We start from the raw sequence: 14,861 nt of genomic DNA, 5'->3' as shown, positions 1-14,861 counted from the left end.
GAAGTAATAAAAGGATATTAGGAAATGTGATGATAAAAATATCCAGGATAGTTTCAGCTTCGCAGCGGCTGGCACTCGCGCTCGAGTGCTTTGGGTGTGAGGGAACTATGATCGGATCTAGAAAGAGTAGCGAGACGAATACGACCCTCTAGACAGTCGATTGTGGATTGTATACAATCGACGCTAACGAAGGAGGCTTTGATGGCGCGACTGGTGCGACTGTCGATGAAGGATCGACTTGTCCAAGAATTACGTAAGAAGATTCTCACCGGGAAACTCGAGCCTAAAAGCCGTGTTGTTGAGCAAGAAATCTGTGAGACCTACGGGGTAAGCCGCACCGTGGTGCGTGAGGCTCTCGTGGTTCTTGAACTGCAAGGTCTCTTGGTGGCTACTCCGTATACGGGGACAGTGGTGGCTTCTATCTCACGCCGCGAGGTAGAGGGTCTGCTTCTCCCGCTGCGCGTGCAAACAGAACAGTTTGCGCTCGGTGAAGCTTTTGACGCCTTGGACTCTGACTATTTTGATGAGGCAGAGAACTTGGTGCGCTTGATGGATAGAGCGGTACTGGACCGCGATATCGATGCTTTTAACGAAGCTGATATCGCTTTCCATGGTCTGATTGTTGATGCAGCCCAGTCCGATACGGTTCGGAGCGTTTGGGATGCTATCGATCCGCGAATCCGCATGCATTTTGCTTTGCAAACGGGGAGATCGGGTGCCTTGCCAACCTTCGTTGAAGATCATCGCGAATTACTGCGTGTTTTCCGAACGGGCAATAAGGAGGAGAGTCTAAAGGCGCTCGGTCGGCACATTATCGAAACGAATAAACCCTATCTCGACTATCTCAATTGAATAAATAAGAATTCCTCGCCGTCGTCTGGATAATCAAAGGAGATTTCCGTGTCGGAGAAAAAGTTGAGGGATAAATCGTCGGTTGCCACCGCGACTGACGGTGCAAAATCCCGCCCTGATTATGTTCTCGTTATTGGGTCAATCATCGTTGTTGCCCTTGTAGTTATCGCATTATTAATGTGGCCTGATGAGGCCCAAAATGGTGCAAGTACCCTTTTTGATGGCTCCACCCGAATATTCGGTGTTCCCATTCAGGTCCTCGGATTCTTCTGCGTTGCCATGGCCTTGGTACTTGCCTGTTCCCGCATCGGTTCCGTCAAGCTGGGAGCCGGGAAACCGGAATATTCAACGCCTAGCTGGCTCTTTATGTTCATCAGTGCGGGGCTCGGTTCCGCCACGATGTACTGGGCATTCATGGAATGGGCCTATTATTACAACACCCCGGGTCTCAACCTAGAAGCCCACTCCCGTGAAGCGCTGGACCAGAGTCTGGCCTATGCGTTCTTCCACTGGGGACCCACACCGTGGGCAATGTACGTTATTGCCGGTATCGCGATGGCCTACTATTTCCATATTCGGCGCGGCAAACACCTCAGTTACGCCGGCAATATGGAAGCGGTCAGTAACGGACGGGTCAAAGCTAAGGGTTGGCTCGGGCGCGTCATCGATATTATTTTCCTCTTCACCACCTTCGGTGGGCTCATCCTCACGGTCACGGTAACTGTTAATACTATTTCCGCTGGTCTTTCCGGAATTTTCGGAATCTCGAACTCCCTGATTCTCAAGACGGTTATTCTGCTGTTCTCGTCCCTGCTCTTTGGATTGAGCTCGTATGCGGGATTGGCATCGGGATTGCAAAAGCTGGCCCGAGCTGCCGTCGTCGGCGTATTCCTCTTCGCATTCGTGGTTCTCATCATCGGCCCAACGGAGTTCATTGCGCTCAACGCAACAAATGCCATGGGGTTGGAGATCCAGAACTTCGTGCACATGTCCCTCTTCACCGATCCGGTGGGCGGGGGTAGTTTCACCCGCGACTGGACCGTTTTCTACTGGCTGTACTGGATGTCCTACCTTCCGGGCGTAGCCATTTTCATTGCTCGCGTCTCGCGAGGCAGAACTATTCGGCAGGTAGTTTTCGGCCTCGTCGGTGGCGGTGCAGCCGGCATCATGTTCGTGTTCGGCGTACTGTCCAGTTACTCAATTCACGAATTGGTGAGCGGCGGCATTAATGCCCCGAAGATCTTGGTGGAGGATAGCGGCGAATCTGCGGTTGCGGCACTCCTAGCGAATCTTCCCGTGGGTACCATCTTCGCCATCGTGTACTTCATCATTATGCTGTTGTTCCTTTCTTCGCATCTTGATGCCACGGCCTTCACAATTTCGACCGTCAGTACGCGCAATCTTCCGGCAGGTAAGGATCCGGCCCGTATCCTCAGAATGTTCTGGGTGCTCATGCTCAGTGCGATTCCTTTCGCGATGATCGCGATCAACGCCAATCTCGAAACACTCAAGACTGGATTGACTCTCACCGCGGTACCATTCGTTATCCTGCTAGCGCTCCAGATCTACGGATTAATCAAATGGCTCAAGCGAGACCTGAAATACTTTGATGCGAAGACCGGAGAAATCACACTTCCCATAGATAACAGCGAATCCGAAGGCCGGGTCGCAACCGATCTCGAAGCAGGAGGTACCCAATGAGCATAGCTATTACGGACGTTGAGGCTATTTGGCTACGAGTCCCGGCGCTGAACGAACCATGCGAATGGGGCGAAGACGCCTTCCTTATTCGTGTCCATACCGACCAGGGCATAACCGGAATTGGCGAATCCGATAGTTCGCCCGCGGTGCTCAAAGCCATTGTTGAAACTCCGGAATCACACTCCAGTAGTAGGGGATTGCGTTCGATTCTTCTGGGTGAGAACCCGCTTGATATTGAGCGCCTGTGGCACAAGATGTTTGACGAGTCATCGTATTTCGGACGCCGCGGTGCTGCCATTCATGCCATCAGCGCCATCGATATTGCCCTGTGGGATATTGCTTCGCAGTATTACGGTGTTCCCATTCACCGGCTCTTGGGCGGAAAAGTACGTGATGCCATCCCGGCCTATGGAACTTTCATTCCCTCGAGCGATATCGCGGAAAATGAGCGTATCAGCGCCGAGATCATCGGCCGTGGCTTCCGTGACATCAAGATGGGCGGGGCACAATTTGGCCTCGATCCCGATCACGATGAAAAAGTGGTAGCAGCGGTGCGGCGGACAATTGGCGACAACGTTGGCCTTGCACTGGACCTGGTCTATCGCTGGAAAAACGTACGCTATGCCTCAGAACAGATAGCACGCCTGCGTGATTACCGGCTCATGTGGGTCGAGGAGCCGATCTATGTTGATAACCACGCCGCGCTCAGGCGGCTCGGAGAATCCGTTGCCGTGCCGATTTCGGGTGGGGAACCGCTGGCAACCCTCGCAGAATTCGACGAATTCATCCGAAACTCTCGGCCGGATATTGTGCAACCGGATATTACGCGCGCCGGTGGAATCACCGAGATGCGTAAGATCGCCGCTCTCGCTGAGCAACAGGGAACCCGGGTAGTGCCGCACGGTTTCAGCACCGGTATTCTGCTTGCCGCAACCGCGCAATTCCTAGCCGCACTTCCGGGAGGCGACCTTATCGAGTACTCCCAGAGCACCAGCCCACTCTTTACCGATTTAGTGGCTAATCCGCTCACCCTGGAAAACGGGCAGATCCCCGTTCGAGACACCCCGGGCTTGGGCATAGAACTCAATGAAGATCTCATTGCCCGATATCGGGTGGAGATGCCGTCCTAAAACAAGAAAACCAACCAACGAAGGTTGATCTATCTAAGGAGAAAAAATGACCTTAAAGCTACCTGTTGATCAGATTGATGTATACGTCCTGACCAATCCTCAAGCTCTTTACCGCACGTCCTCGTATTACGATGAGCTGCATGTAACGAATACCGTGGTGCGGGTGCGCAGCCAAGATACCTACGGGGTGGGCGGCGCTATCTCGTGGACCGAAGGTGGCGTAGACGTTGCCCTGGGTAACGCTATTCGCCACGTAGCCCCCTCCATTCTTGGCAAGGACGCGGTGAATCGCGAGGCGTTGTACAAAATCATGGCGAATCGCTGTGCTTCGATGATTCCGCTCTCAGTTGCCCCGCTCGATATCGCGCTGTGGGATCTGACTGCCAAAGCCGCGGATCTCCCGCTCTACCAGCTCCTGGGCGGCGCGAAACGTTCTATCCCGGCCTATGCCAGTACCCCGTTCTTCTTCACTATTGACGAGTACCTGGAGAAGGTTGCGGAGTACCTGGATTCCGGCTACCGCGCCATCAAATTCCATACCTGGTGCATCCCGGATAAGGACCTCGTGCTTGTCGATGAGATGGCGAAAGCCTTTGGGGATCGCGATGTGACATGGATGCTTGACGTGGAAGGCCGCTACGACCGGACCGAGGCGCTCCGGGTGGGCAAGAGGCTCCAAGAGCTTGGCTACCTGTGGTTTGAAGCACCCCTGGGTGATTCCGATCTGGAAGGCTACCAGTGGTTGCGTCGCAAGCTTGATATCGAGATCATTCCCGCTGGCAACGAGATTCTCAGCGGTGGGTTAATTGCCCAAGGAATTAGCCGGGAAGCCTGGGATCATCTGCGGGTTGATGCCACGCTCGCCGGTGGTATCACTGGAACGCGCCATATCATGTCCCTCGCTAAGGCTCACGGCATGCAGGTGGAGTTGCAGTCCTGGGGCTATACGCTCTCGCAAGCAGCGAATCTTAGCCTCATGTTGGGCATGGGCAACTGCCGCTTCTTCGAGCAGGCCCTCCCGATTGAGCCTATGGAATATGCGGCCACGAATCCGCTCCGAATCGATGAGGAAGGAAATATCGTCGCAAGCGATACTCCGGGTCTTGGTGTTGATATGGATTGGGAGCGCGTTGAGCGCGAAGCGCTATTCTCCTATTCGCTGACGGAGCGTGATCTGTGATCCGTGATTCGCATCTGCGCGGCTGCTTCCCGGGTGGTCCCGGGCTAATCCCTTCAGCGCAGTTGCGCGCCTGATCGCACCAACTGTCCCTAACTAACCGGAAACGGCAAGTGCCGGGGTGGTCACCTTTCTAGGATGATCACCCCGGCACTTCTCGTTTTCAGGACCGGCCTAGCCGCTTGCGCCGTCGTTCTTACCGGTTACCGCTTTTCGGTTACCGGTTATCGGCGACGACGCCGCGCTATCGGGCTACGGCCTAATTCCCAGCCTTCCGGTCGGCTTCCTGGTTGCGCACCGCGCGGGCGGTGCCGTCCACCACCTCGGAGACGATACGCCGGCAAGCCGGCGCCGCATCCGTGGTGGCCAGCCATTCCTGGCCGAGGGCCAGCAGATCCACCCCGAGGTCGGTACGGCCGGCCAGCTGAGCAGGGTAGGCATACTCGAGCATATTCGAGGCGATTTCCACCGAATTGTTATCCCACATGTCCTTGGCCACCGCGAAGTACTTCTCCGCGTAGGCACGCACGCTCTCCGCGGAGGAACGCCCGGTTCCCAGCGCGAGGTTGCGCTGGCGGGTATTGGTTTCCGGATGCACGATTTCTTCCCAAACCTTTTCCTTGGCCGCGCTATCGGGCAGCGCACCTTCGGCCTGGGCCGCGAAAATCTGCCCGAAGGAGGAAGAATCGCGGGCGAACTCCGCGTCAATATCGGCCTGATCGGCCCGCCCGTTAGCCGCCAAGGCGATGAGGATATTCCAGCGCACTTCCTGGTCCACGTCGTAGCCTTCCGGAACGGCCACGCCGTCGCGCCACCCGGCAATAAGGCCGAGCTGCTCCTCGCTTACGGCCCGGCGCATCGCCGCACCCATGAGCTGCAACTGGCGATCCGAACCCGGCGCGGCGGTGAGCGCCAATTCGAAAATACGCTCGGAAACGGCCGCCGCGAACTCGGTGCGGGTGGCCGGGTTGGAGTAGAGCTCTACCGCGGAATGCAGGGAGCCGAGCACCACGCGCAGCACGGTGCCATCGGTTTCATCCGCCAGCACCGCCAGCGCGATATCGGCATAGGTGTGGGCGTCGAGTTCGCCGTCGCGCATCATATCCATCGCCGCGAAGACCACTACGGAGCGATCCAGGTGGTTATCGAATTTCTCGAGATTCTCCAGTGCTACCCGGAAGGAATCGGCATCGAAGCGGATCTTGGCGTAGCCCCAGTCCTGGCTGTTGAGCAGAATAAGATCGGGGCGCTCGGCACCCTTGAAGGAAGCGATCTCGGTGCGCTCACCGGCAATATCCACCCATTCGGATTTCACGCAGCGCAGCCCGTCCCCGTCCAGGTCGTAACCGGCGATGCGGATACGGTGCGGGCGCAGCGAGGAGTTCGCGTCATTGCTCTGGACCACGGTGAGCCGGTCGATAACCCCGCCGCTGGCCTCCACTTCGGGCCGCAGGGTATTGACGCCGGATTCCTCCAGCCACACCCGGGTCCATTCCTTGAGGTCGCGCCCGGAGGAAGCTTCCAGCTCGGTTAGCAAGTCGGTGAGCGTGGCATTGCCCCACTTGTGCTTAGCAATATAGGCCCGCACCCCGGCCAGGAATTGTTCCTGCCCCACGTACGCCACCAGCTGCTTGAGCACCGAAGCACCCTTACCGTAGGTAATGCCGTCAAAATTGACGAGCACATCTTCCAGATCGCGAATATCCGCGGCAATCGGGTGGGTGGAGGGAAGCTGATCCTGCTGGATCGCCCAGGTCTTCTCAGAGGCGAGGAAGGTGGTCCAGGCATCCTTCCAGCGAGTGTTATTCGCGGCGGCCAGGTGGCTCATGAATTCCGCGAATGATTCGTTGAGCCACAGGTCATCCCACCACTTCATGGTGACCAGGTCACCGAACCACATATGGGCCTGTTCGTGCAGGATGGTGATGGTGCGCCGGTCGATAATCGCGCCGGTGGGCTTGGTGCGGAATACATAGGTTTCCACGATGGTTACCAAGCCCGGGTGCTCCATGGCGCCGGCATTGTATTCCGGGCAGAACACCTGGTCGTACTTGCGGAACGGGTAGGGATGCCCGTAATTGGCTTCGTAATACTCGAAGCCCTGGCGGGTGATGGTGAAAACCTCATCGGCATCCAGGTAGGGAGCCAGCGACTTACGCGCGTACACACCCAGCGGAATATCGCGCCCGTCGATGGAATGGAAGGGTTCGCCTTCCACGCCCTCGTAGGGGCCGGCCACAATCGCCACCAGGTAGGTGGATAGGCGCTCGGTGGGCGTGAAATCCCAGCGTGCCTTGCCTTCGCCCAGGGCCACCGGCTCCGGGGTGGGGGACACGGAGAACACCTTCCAGTTCTCCGGCGCGGTCACCGTAAAGGTGAAATTCGCCTTGAGGTCAGGCTGCTCAAAATTCGCGAAGACCCGCCGCGCGTCTGCCACCTCAAACTGGGAGTAGAGGTAGACCTCGCCGTCGGCCGGATCCACGTAACGGTGCAGGCCCTCACCGGTGCGCGAGTAGTACTGGGTGGATTCCACCCGCACCGTGTTCTGCGCCGCGAGGTTGGGCAGCGGCAGGCGCGAATCCTGGTAGCTGGCCGGGTCGAGCTCCGCGCCGTTAAGCACCACGCGCTCCACCGACTTCGCGATGAGGTCGAGGAACGTATCGGCACCCGGCGTGGCCTCAAAATCAATTTCGGTAACCGCCGTGAAAGTTTCCTCCCCGGTGGTCAGATCAAGTTCAATGCGGTAATTCTGCGTCGCTACGATCTGCGCGCGTTCCGCAGCTTCTGCGCGGGTGAGATTAGTCCCGGCCATCAAGCTTCCTTTCCCTTGGCTTTCAGCACAATTTACGTGAAATCCTACCGGTTCTGGCGCGCCCTTGCCCGCACCGCCCGCTTTCAGCCGCACCGTTGCCGCGCCGTTGCCGCACCGTTCGCGCGCCGTTCCAGTTTCGCTCATGGCGCGAGGCGACCCACGGCGCCCGTTTTCACGCTTGGATAGAACCATGAGTACTCAGGTTGAATTTTGGTTTGATGCAACATGTCCGTGGACGTGGATTACCTCCCGCTGGGTCACCGAGGTGGCCACCGCTCGTGATTTCACCGTCACGTGGCGGCCTTTCTCCCTCGCGATCCTCAATGAGGGCAAAGATATTTCGCAGGAGTACCGCGCCCACGTGGAGGAGGGGCGCGAAACGGCGCTCGTCGCCATGAAAATCGCTCAGCTGGAAGGCAATGACAAGCTCGGCGAGTTCTACACCGCTCTGGGCCAGGCTATTCACGAAGACCGGCGCCCCGTGGGGCGCGAGATTCTTGCCGAAGTGCTCGCGGCCCTCGGCGAGGGTAGCGAATATTTGAACGACGCCGCTCATTACGACGCCGCCCTGCGGGACAGCGTGGCGGCCGGGCTGGCGCTCGTCGGCGACGAAGTCGGCGTGCCCATTATTTCTTTCGACGGCGCAGCCTTCTTCGGCCCCGTCATCTCCCCGGCCCCGCACGGTGAAGCCGCCCTCGCCCTCTGGGATGGCTGCCTCGCCCTGGCTCGCACCCCCGGTTTCTTCGAGCTCAAGCGCTCGCGTACCACGGGGCCAATTTTTAGCTAGCCGCCGAGCTTGCTCCTCGGCTCAGCTGCCGTAGTTTCGCCCGCGGGTGTGCTGGTAGCTGCGCACCGGTGTGACGGTTAGCTCCGCACCGGTGTGACGGTTAGCTCTGCACCGGTGTGACGGTTAGCTCTGCACCGGTGCGCCATGCACCCGCGGGTGCACGTTTAGATCCACCCGCGGGCCCGGGCGAGCTGCGCCGCCTCGGTGCGGGTGCTCGCCCCCGTTTTCCCGATAGCGGCAGACAGGTGATTACGCACCGTCCCCTGCGAGAGATACAGCTGCGCGGCCATGCTTTTCACGGTCGCCCCGCTGAGGGCCAGCCGCAGTACATCACCCTCGCGCTCGGTGAGCGGATTGGGCCCCATCTGCAAGGCCTGCGCGGCCAGCTGCGGATCGATAGCGTAGCCGCCGCCCGCAACGGTGCGTAGCGCGGCGGCGAGCTCCTCAGCCGGCGCATCTTTCACCACGAAACCGCGCGCTCCAGCCGCCATGGCGCGCTGCAAATACCCGGCACGCCCGAAGGTCGTCACAATAACGACGCCGCAGCCGGCACCCGCCTCCTGCAGTGCTTGCGCCGCCGCGATTCCGTCCACGCCGGGCATTTCAATATCAAGGAGCGCAATATCGGCACCGGTTTCCGCAACGGTGGGAACGACGGCGCTGCCATCTTCCAGCTGCGCGACTATCTCAATATCCTCTTCCAGGTTGAGAAGCGCCGCCAAAGCCTCGCGCACCATCCGCTGATCATCGGCGATCACCACCCGGATGGGGCAGCGGCGCCCCGTGGCCGCACCGTTGCCCACGTGCGAGTTGGTGGCGGGGGCAGCACCGCCAGCTACTTGTGCGCCGTCGTTCATAAGATCACCTCCACGCGAGTTCCCGGTTCCAGCCGGCTAATCGCCAGTGTTCCACCGGCAGCCTCCACGCGCTCGCGCAAACCGGTCAGCCCGGTACCTGCCGGAGCCCCCGTAGGGATACCTACGCCGTCGTCCTCCACCCGCAAGCGCGCGCCGGTATCCCGCTGCTCGATAGTGATGGTGCAGTTGCTCGCATCCGAATGGCGCACCGTATTCGTAACCGCTTCCCGCACCACCCACGCGAAAAGCTGTGCGGTGAGGAGGGGAAGTTCCGGGGGAGGCGTGACATGCGCGGTGATACGCGCCGAACGGAGCAGCGCGTAAGCGGAATCCAGTTCGGCATCGAGGGTGGGCTGGCGCAGGTCGGTCACGGTGGCCCGCACAGTGTCGATAGCGTTGCGCGAGATTTTGAGACTGTCTTCTAATTCAGCGCGGGCCGCCTCCGGATTGCTCTCCAATAATCGCGAAGCCAACTGAGTTTTTACGGTGATGGCGGTCAGCGAATGGCCCAGCACATCATGAACCACGGAGGCCAGTTCGGAACGTTGCTCGGAAAGGATGAGTTCCGCGCGCATCCGCGCCGACCGCGCGGCAAATTCTTCCAGCAACCGCGAGATGAGAATGGGGATCATCGGGATAATAATGCTGCCCAGAAACGCCGCCCACACGAAATCATACGGTGCCCAGATATGAGCCGCCGCTCCGCCCGCGAAGCAGAGAAGCCCGCACGGAATCCCGGGGATAAGCGGGAGGGAGAAAATCCAGATCGCCGCGAAGAAAGGTGCCGTGTAGGCGAAGCCAAAGGGGAAAGGGCGGATAAGTGCCGCGCAGGCAAGCAACGGAATGCTCCATAACGTGAGGGATACCCAGCGGGGCCAGGAGGGACGCATATCCGGAAATTGGAAAATCAGAATATATGTCAGTCCAAACCCACAGATTCCCGCGTAACCGAGGCCGCGCTCAAGTGGAGTGAGACTTGGTGTTAAGAGAACTCCAGCGAAAGGAAAGACCAGGAAGATGAGCCAGATCCCGCTGCCGAAGAGCATAGTCAGGCGCTCGCGGTGGGTGGTCGGGGCCGCCGGTATCTGGTTGGCGGTGCGCCACATGCGATTCAAATAATGGCTGGTGGGGGACGACGCGGAGACAGACGGTGCGGCGGTGGCCGGGGCGGCGCTGACCGCTGAGACGGCGCTGACCGCTGAGACGGCGGGGGACGGGGCTGAGCCTGCTGAAAGAGCGGCGGGGGATGGGGCCATACCATGAGCATAGCGGCCGCGAAGTTCCTCCGCGGCCGCCGCCCGTGCCTGCTGATGTGCTCGCACTTTAGCCGTACCTTAGCGCGGTACTCTAGCGCCGCACCGTCGAACGGCGCAGGGCCAGGAGCGCCAGTGCAGCGAAGATAATCGTCCACACCGCCACGTTTCCGATTGCCCAGGCGAAGGATTCGGTGGGGAGGATCTCCGGCATACCCGGCGTGGCGAAAGCACCGGTAATAATCACGTCCCCGTTCTGAGGCCAGTGGGCCAGTACACCCGCCCCGTAGAAGGGCGTGTACCGGGCCAGCTCCATCATGGATCCGCTTAGCGGCATAAAGAGATTACCGAGGAACGCGAGGAGCACCACCACACCGGAGGCAATGGACACCGCGGTTTCGCTGCGAAGCGCCAGGGCGACGGCGAGGCCAAAGAAAGCGAAGGGAAATACGCCTACCAGGCACAGTCCGGCGCTCGCGAGCCAGATTCCGGGGGTATCAAATTGCGCCGTGGTGAGGATACCGAGGAGGAAGGTCGCGCCGATGGGGAGGCAGGCAATGAGGAGGCTGACGATGATTTTGCCCGTCAGGTAGTCCCCGCGGCGCATCCCGGTCAGCGCTAGGTGGCGGCCCCAGCCGCTGTCGTGTTCCACGGCGGCGGCACCCGCCATGGATGTCGCGGCGGTGGCTGCCCCGTAGAGGGCCAGGCTCACCATGACGTAGGCAGCGATGGTGCCGCCTGGAATGTGCTTGTCCGTGCCCGGTGAGGCCACTCCGAAAACCGCGAAGATCACGAGGGGGAGGGCGATGAGGAAGATAAGGGAGTCCACCATCCGCAGATTTCGCCAGAGCTCGTGGCGGATATAGGAGAAGAAGATACTGGTGCGGGAACGAGGCGCAGCCGGGCTGGCTATGAGGGTGGTCATGAGAGGGCTCCTTCGGGTGCCGCGGCGGCGGGCGAATCGGTGTGCGGGGAGGCCGTGAGGCTGAAGAACGCATCTTCGAGGCTGGCGGCAGAAATCTGGAGATGAGAGCCGAGGCCTTCATTGAGAATCACTGCGGCAAGTCGATCAGAATCAGCCACGGTGAAACACACCAGGTCACCGTCTCGCTCCACCGTGTCGGCGCCGGTGCGCCGGGCTAGTTCTTCCGGAGAGATGGCGGCCTGCGGATTCCAGGTGACGGTGAGGTGGTGGCGTTGCTGGGCGGTAATATCCGCGACGCTCCCGTCCGCCACGATGCGCCCGTTATTCATGAGGATGACCCGCTCGGCGAGGTCCTGGGCTTCTTGGAGGTAGTGGGTAGCGAAGATGATGGTGCGCCCGCGGGCGGCGTCGGCCCGAATATGCTCCCAGAAGTCACGGCGCGCCGTGGCATCCAGCCCGGCGGTGGGCTCATCGAGGATAAGCAGCTCCGGGTCGGATAGCAGGGCGGCACCGAAGCGGATGCGCTGGATTTGCCCGCCGGAGCATTTCGCGATTTTCCGGGAAGCGAAGTCGCTCATGCCGGCGCGTTCAATAACGTCGTTCACCGGGAGATGGAAGGGGAGGCAATCGGCGAGGAAGTGGAGGGTTTCCGCGGCGGTGAGATCACGGAGCATTCCACCGGTCTGCAACATGGCCCCGATGTGCCCGGTGAGAGCCGGGGAGCCGGGAGTCTGGCCGAGAACTTCCAGGGTGCCGCGGCTGGGTTTGGTAAAGCCGAGCACCATATCGAGGAGCGTGGTTTTCCCGGCACCGTTGGGGCCGAGGAGCGCCACGATCTCTCCGGTGTCGATTCCGAGGTCGATATTATCGACGGCGCGCACATTCCCAAAAGAACGGCTGAGGGCGCGAGCGGAAACGGCTGGCTGTGCGGTGCCGTCTGGCTGCTTCGCGGCGGCCGGCTGTGCGGTGCCGGCTGGGGGCGTCACGTGTTCTGGCCGGGTCGGGTGGGCCGAGTTGGCCACGGGTATTGTGTTCATGCCATCAGTGTAAAAATGGGCGGCGGGGTGCCGGAACTGCCATGCATCACCAATTCTTCATGACAGATGTCATGGATAGGTGGCCTGGTCAGTCCGGCACTCCGCCGCCGGTACGCCATGGCAACTAGGCGCGCGTTAGCGCCGTCGTCGTACTATTTGCGCCGCGCATACGGAATAGTGCGTATGCGCGATACCGCGCACGCGAATGCCGTATGCGCGAAAGAGCGCTTTTACCAAATACGCACGCGCTCTTCCGGGGCGAGGTAGAGGCCGTCGCCTTCTTCCAGGCCGAAAGCCTGCGCGAAGGCATCGATATTTTTCACCGTGCCGTTGCACCGGAATTCGGACGGGGAATGCGGGTCGATGGCGATGAGCTGGCGAGCCCATTCGTCACGGTTCTTGCCCTGCCAGATCTTGGCGAAGGACAGGAAGACGCGCTGCGCGCCGGTGTAGCCGTCAATCACGGGGGCGCTTTCCAGGGTGAGGCCCTCGCGTTCCAGGTGGATTTCATAAGCCTTGAGCGCGATGGACAGGCCGCCCAAATCCCCGATGTTTTCACCCTGGGTGAGCTCACCGTTGACGTGGAAAGCCTCATCCCCGTTCAACTGGGCCGGAATATAGGAATTGAATTGCGCGATAAGAGCTGCGGTGCGCTTCTCAAATTCGGCGCGGTCCTCATCCGTCCACCAGTTGTTGAGGGAGCCATCCGCATCGAACTTCGAGCCCTGGTCATCGAAACCGTGGCCGATTTCGTGGCCGATCACCGCGCCGATACCGCCGTAATTGAAAGCCGCATCGCGATCCTGCTCGAAGAAAGGCCATTGCAAAATAGCGGCGGGGAATACAATCTCATTCCACTGCGGGTTGTAGTAGGCATTGACCGTTTGCGGATTCATATGCCATTCGCTGCGGTCAACTTCCTTGCCGAGCTTGGCGATGTTTTCCTCCACCTCAAATTCGCAGGCCGCGCGAATATTGGCCAGGAGATCCGTGCCGATCTGCATGGAGGAATAATCCTTCCATTTATCGGGATAGCCGATCTTCGGGGCGAAGGTATCCAGCTTGGCCAGGGCGCGTTCCTTGGTGGCATCACTCATCCAGTCAAGGCCCCGGATGGACAGGCGGTAGGCATCCAGGAGATCCGCGACCAGCTGATCCATGGTTGCCTTATGTTCGGGCGGGAAGTAGGAGGCCACGTAGAGCTGGCCCACCGCTTCGCCGAGCACGCCATTGACCAGCTGCACCGCGCGCTTCCAGCGATCCCGCTGCTGGGTGGTGCCGGCCAGCACCTTGCCGTAGAAATCAAAATTCTTCGCGTCGATCACTTCGGGCAGGTAGGAAGCCCGCGCCAGCAGGATGCGCCAGCGGGTGTATTCCTGCAAGGTTTCCAGCGGGGTTTCTTCCCACAACTGCGCGGCAGCCTGGAGCGCCTGCGGGGTGGTCACAATAATGGTGCCGAGCTGATCGGGATCATAACCGATAGCACGCAGCGCGGTGGCCCAGGGGAATTGCGGAGCCGAGGCCACGAAATCTGTGAAGAACATCGGGTTATTGACCTTATCCATATCCCGGGCATCCGTGCGGCTCATATGCGCGGCGGCGAGCTTCGTTTCTACATCGATAACGCGCGCGGCGGCGGCCGTGATGGCAGGGCTGGGCTGGGTGGCCGCTTCATCAAAAGCCAGCTGGGCTAGTTGCGGCACAAACTCCCGGTAAGCATCCAGCATCGGAGCGAATTGCGCTTCGCGGTAATAGGCTTCATCAGGCAAGCCCAGGCCGGACTGGCCGATGGAAAATTCGTTCACATTGGGATTGGCCAGGCTGGGGGCTACATCCACCCCGAAGAAGCTACCCACCCCGGTGCGCATGAGCGCGCCGATTACGCGGGCCAGATCTTCCTTTGTTTTCGCACTAGCTACCGTGTCGAGATCAGCGGCGAGGGGAGCGGTACCCTTTTCATTAATCGCCGCGGTATCAATAAAGGAACGGTAGAGGGCCACAACCTTCGCCAGCGATTCCGCCGGAACGCCCGGCGCGGAATCCGCGGCCGTTTCCGAAGAGGTGGCGCCCGCCGCATCAGCGGCCTTCTCAATGAGTTCACGTACGTGGAGCTCAGCTTCATCGCGCAGATCGATAAAGGAACCCACCGACACCTGATCGGCCGGAATTTCCTTTTCACGCAACCAGGTGCCATTGACGGCACGGAAAAGATCATCCTGGGGGCGCACCGAAGTATCAGCGCCCGAAAGCACAGCATGCAAAGCAGTATCAGTCATGTGTCCAGGGTAGTGGACGCCTACGACACTTTAAATAGCGCATCGCCACGGGCG

At 59.9% G+C, this 14,861-nt stretch carries 11 protein-coding genes; 5 read left to right on the top strand and 6 right to left on the bottom strand.

Annotation, left to right across the window (positions count from 1 at the left end; all coding sequences use genetic code 11):
• Positions 1-201: 201 nt before the first annotated feature.
• From QP305_RS05435 to QP305_RS05420, 4 genes are read left to right on the top strand one after another with little or no spacing between them, the layout of a single operon-like run.
• Positions 202-852, top strand: coding sequence for a GntR family transcriptional regulator (locus tag QP305_RS05435; RefSeq protein WP_284904418.1), 651 nt, complete (start codon positions 202-204; stop codon positions 850-852).
• A 48-nt stretch (positions 853-900) separates the two neighbouring features.
• Positions 901-2,553, top strand: a complete 1,653-nt coding sequence (locus QP305_RS05430; RefSeq protein WP_284904417.1) for a BCCT family transporter — start codon at positions 901-903, stop codon at positions 2,551-2,553.
• Complete coding sequence (locus QP305_RS05425) at positions 2,550-3,683, top strand: mandelate racemase/muconate lactonizing enzyme family protein (protein WP_284904416.1); 1,134 nt, start codon at positions 2,550-2,552, stop codon at positions 3,681-3,683. Before QP305_RS05430 ends, QP305_RS05425 begins: the two co-directional genes overlap by 4 nt.
• Before the next feature lie 46 nt (positions 3,684-3,729).
• Positions 3,730-4,863, top strand: coding sequence for a mandelate racemase/muconate lactonizing enzyme family protein (locus tag QP305_RS05420; RefSeq protein WP_284904415.1), 1,134 nt, complete (start codon positions 3,730-3,732; stop codon positions 4,861-4,863).
• 256 nt (positions 4,864-5,119) lie between these two features.
• Here QP305_RS05420 and pepN read toward each other — a convergent pair whose 3' ends face one another.
• The gene (gene pepN, locus QP305_RS05415) at positions 5,120-7,672 is read right to left on the bottom strand and encodes an aminopeptidase N (protein ID WP_284904414.1); all 2,553 of its coding nucleotides are present in this window, start codon (positions 7,670-7,672) and stop codon (positions 5,120-5,122) included.
• A gap of 190 nt (positions 7,673-7,862) precedes the next feature.
• Here pepN and QP305_RS05410 point away from each other — a divergent pair, with 190 nt between their 5' ends.
• Complete coding sequence (locus tag QP305_RS05410) at positions 7,863-8,459, top strand: mycothiol-dependent nitroreductase Rv2466c family protein (protein WP_284904413.1); 597 nt, start codon at positions 7,863-7,865, stop codon at positions 8,457-8,459.
• A gap of 164 nt (positions 8,460-8,623) precedes the next feature.
• On the opposite strand, the gene QP305_RS05405 is transcribed toward QP305_RS05410, so the two are convergent.
• From QP305_RS05405 to QP305_RS05385, 5 genes are all read right to left on the bottom strand, one after another.
• On the bottom strand, positions 8,624-9,316 hold the full coding sequence (locus QP305_RS05405; RefSeq protein WP_284904412.1) for a response regulator transcription factor: 693 nt from the start codon (positions 9,314-9,316) through the stop codon (positions 8,624-8,626).
• Positions 9,313-10,572, bottom strand: a complete 1,260-nt coding sequence (locus QP305_RS05400) for a sensor histidine kinase (protein WP_284904411.1) — start codon at positions 10,570-10,572, stop codon at positions 9,313-9,315. The genes QP305_RS05405 and QP305_RS05400 overlap by 4 nt, the downstream gene beginning before the upstream one ends.
• A gap of 91 nt (positions 10,573-10,663) precedes the next feature.
• A complete protein-coding gene (locus QP305_RS05395; RefSeq protein WP_284904410.1) occupies positions 10,664-11,494 on the bottom strand; it encodes an ABC transporter permease in 831 nt (276 codons plus the stop codon).
• Positions 11,491-12,531 (bottom strand): ABC transporter ATP-binding protein, encoded by a 1,041-nt coding sequence (locus QP305_RS05390; protein ID WP_284904409.1) that lies wholly within the window; start codon positions 12,529-12,531, stop codon positions 11,491-11,493. Before QP305_RS05390 ends, QP305_RS05395 begins: the two co-directional genes overlap by 4 nt.
• A gap of 230 nt (positions 12,532-12,761) precedes the next feature.
• Entirely contained in the window at positions 12,762-14,807 is a 2,046-nt protein-coding gene (locus QP305_RS05385) for a M13 family metallopeptidase (RefSeq protein ID WP_284904408.1), read from the bottom strand.
• Positions 14,808-14,861 lie beyond the last annotated feature (54 nt).

Source organism: Actinotignum timonense (genome assembly GCF_030216305.1).
GTDB lineage: Bacteria > Actinomycetota > Actinomycetes > Actinomycetales > Actinomycetaceae > Actinotignum > Actinotignum timonense_A.
The sequence above is the reverse complement of the archived record's forward strand: the minus strand, read 5'-3'. Positions and strand labels throughout refer to the sequence as shown.

Excerpts from the sequence above, each read along its gene's own strand:
- QP305_RS05435 (WP_284904418.1), top strand. The coding sequence starts at position 202 with ATGGCGCGACTGGTGCGACTGTCGATGAAGGATCGACTTGTCCAAGAA.
- QP305_RS05425 (WP_284904416.1), top strand. The coding sequence starts at position 2,550 with ATGAGCATAGCTATTACGGACGTTGAGGCTATTTGGCTACGAGTCCCG.
- QP305_RS05420 (WP_284904415.1), top strand. The coding sequence starts at position 3,730 with ATGACCTTAAAGCTACCTGTTGATCAGATTGATGTATACGTCCTGACC.
- pepN (WP_284904414.1), bottom strand. The coding sequence starts at position 7,672 with ATGGCCGGGACTAATCTCACCCGCGCAGAAGCTGCGGAACGCGCGCAG.
- QP305_RS05410 (WP_284904413.1), top strand. The coding sequence starts at position 7,863 with ATGAGTACTCAGGTTGAATTTTGGTTTGATGCAACATGTCCGTGGACG.
- QP305_RS05405 (WP_284904412.1), bottom strand. The coding sequence starts at position 9,316 with ATGAACGACGGCGCACAAGTAGCTGGCGGTGCTGCCCCCGCCACCAAC.
- QP305_RS05400 (WP_284904411.1), bottom strand. The coding sequence starts at position 10,572 with ATGGCCCCATCCCCCGCCGCTCTTTCAGCAGGCTCAGCCCCGTCCCCC.
- QP305_RS05395 (WP_284904410.1), bottom strand. The coding sequence starts at position 11,494 with ATGACCACCCTCATAGCCAGCCCGGCTGCGCCTCGTTCCCGCACCAGT.
- QP305_RS05390 (WP_284904409.1), bottom strand. The coding sequence starts at position 12,531 with ATGAACACAATACCCGTGGCCAACTCGGCCCACCCGACCCGGCCAGAA.
- QP305_RS05385 (WP_284904408.1), bottom strand. The coding sequence starts at position 14,807 with ATGACTGATACTGCTTTGCATGCTGTGCTTTCGGGCGCTGATACTTCG.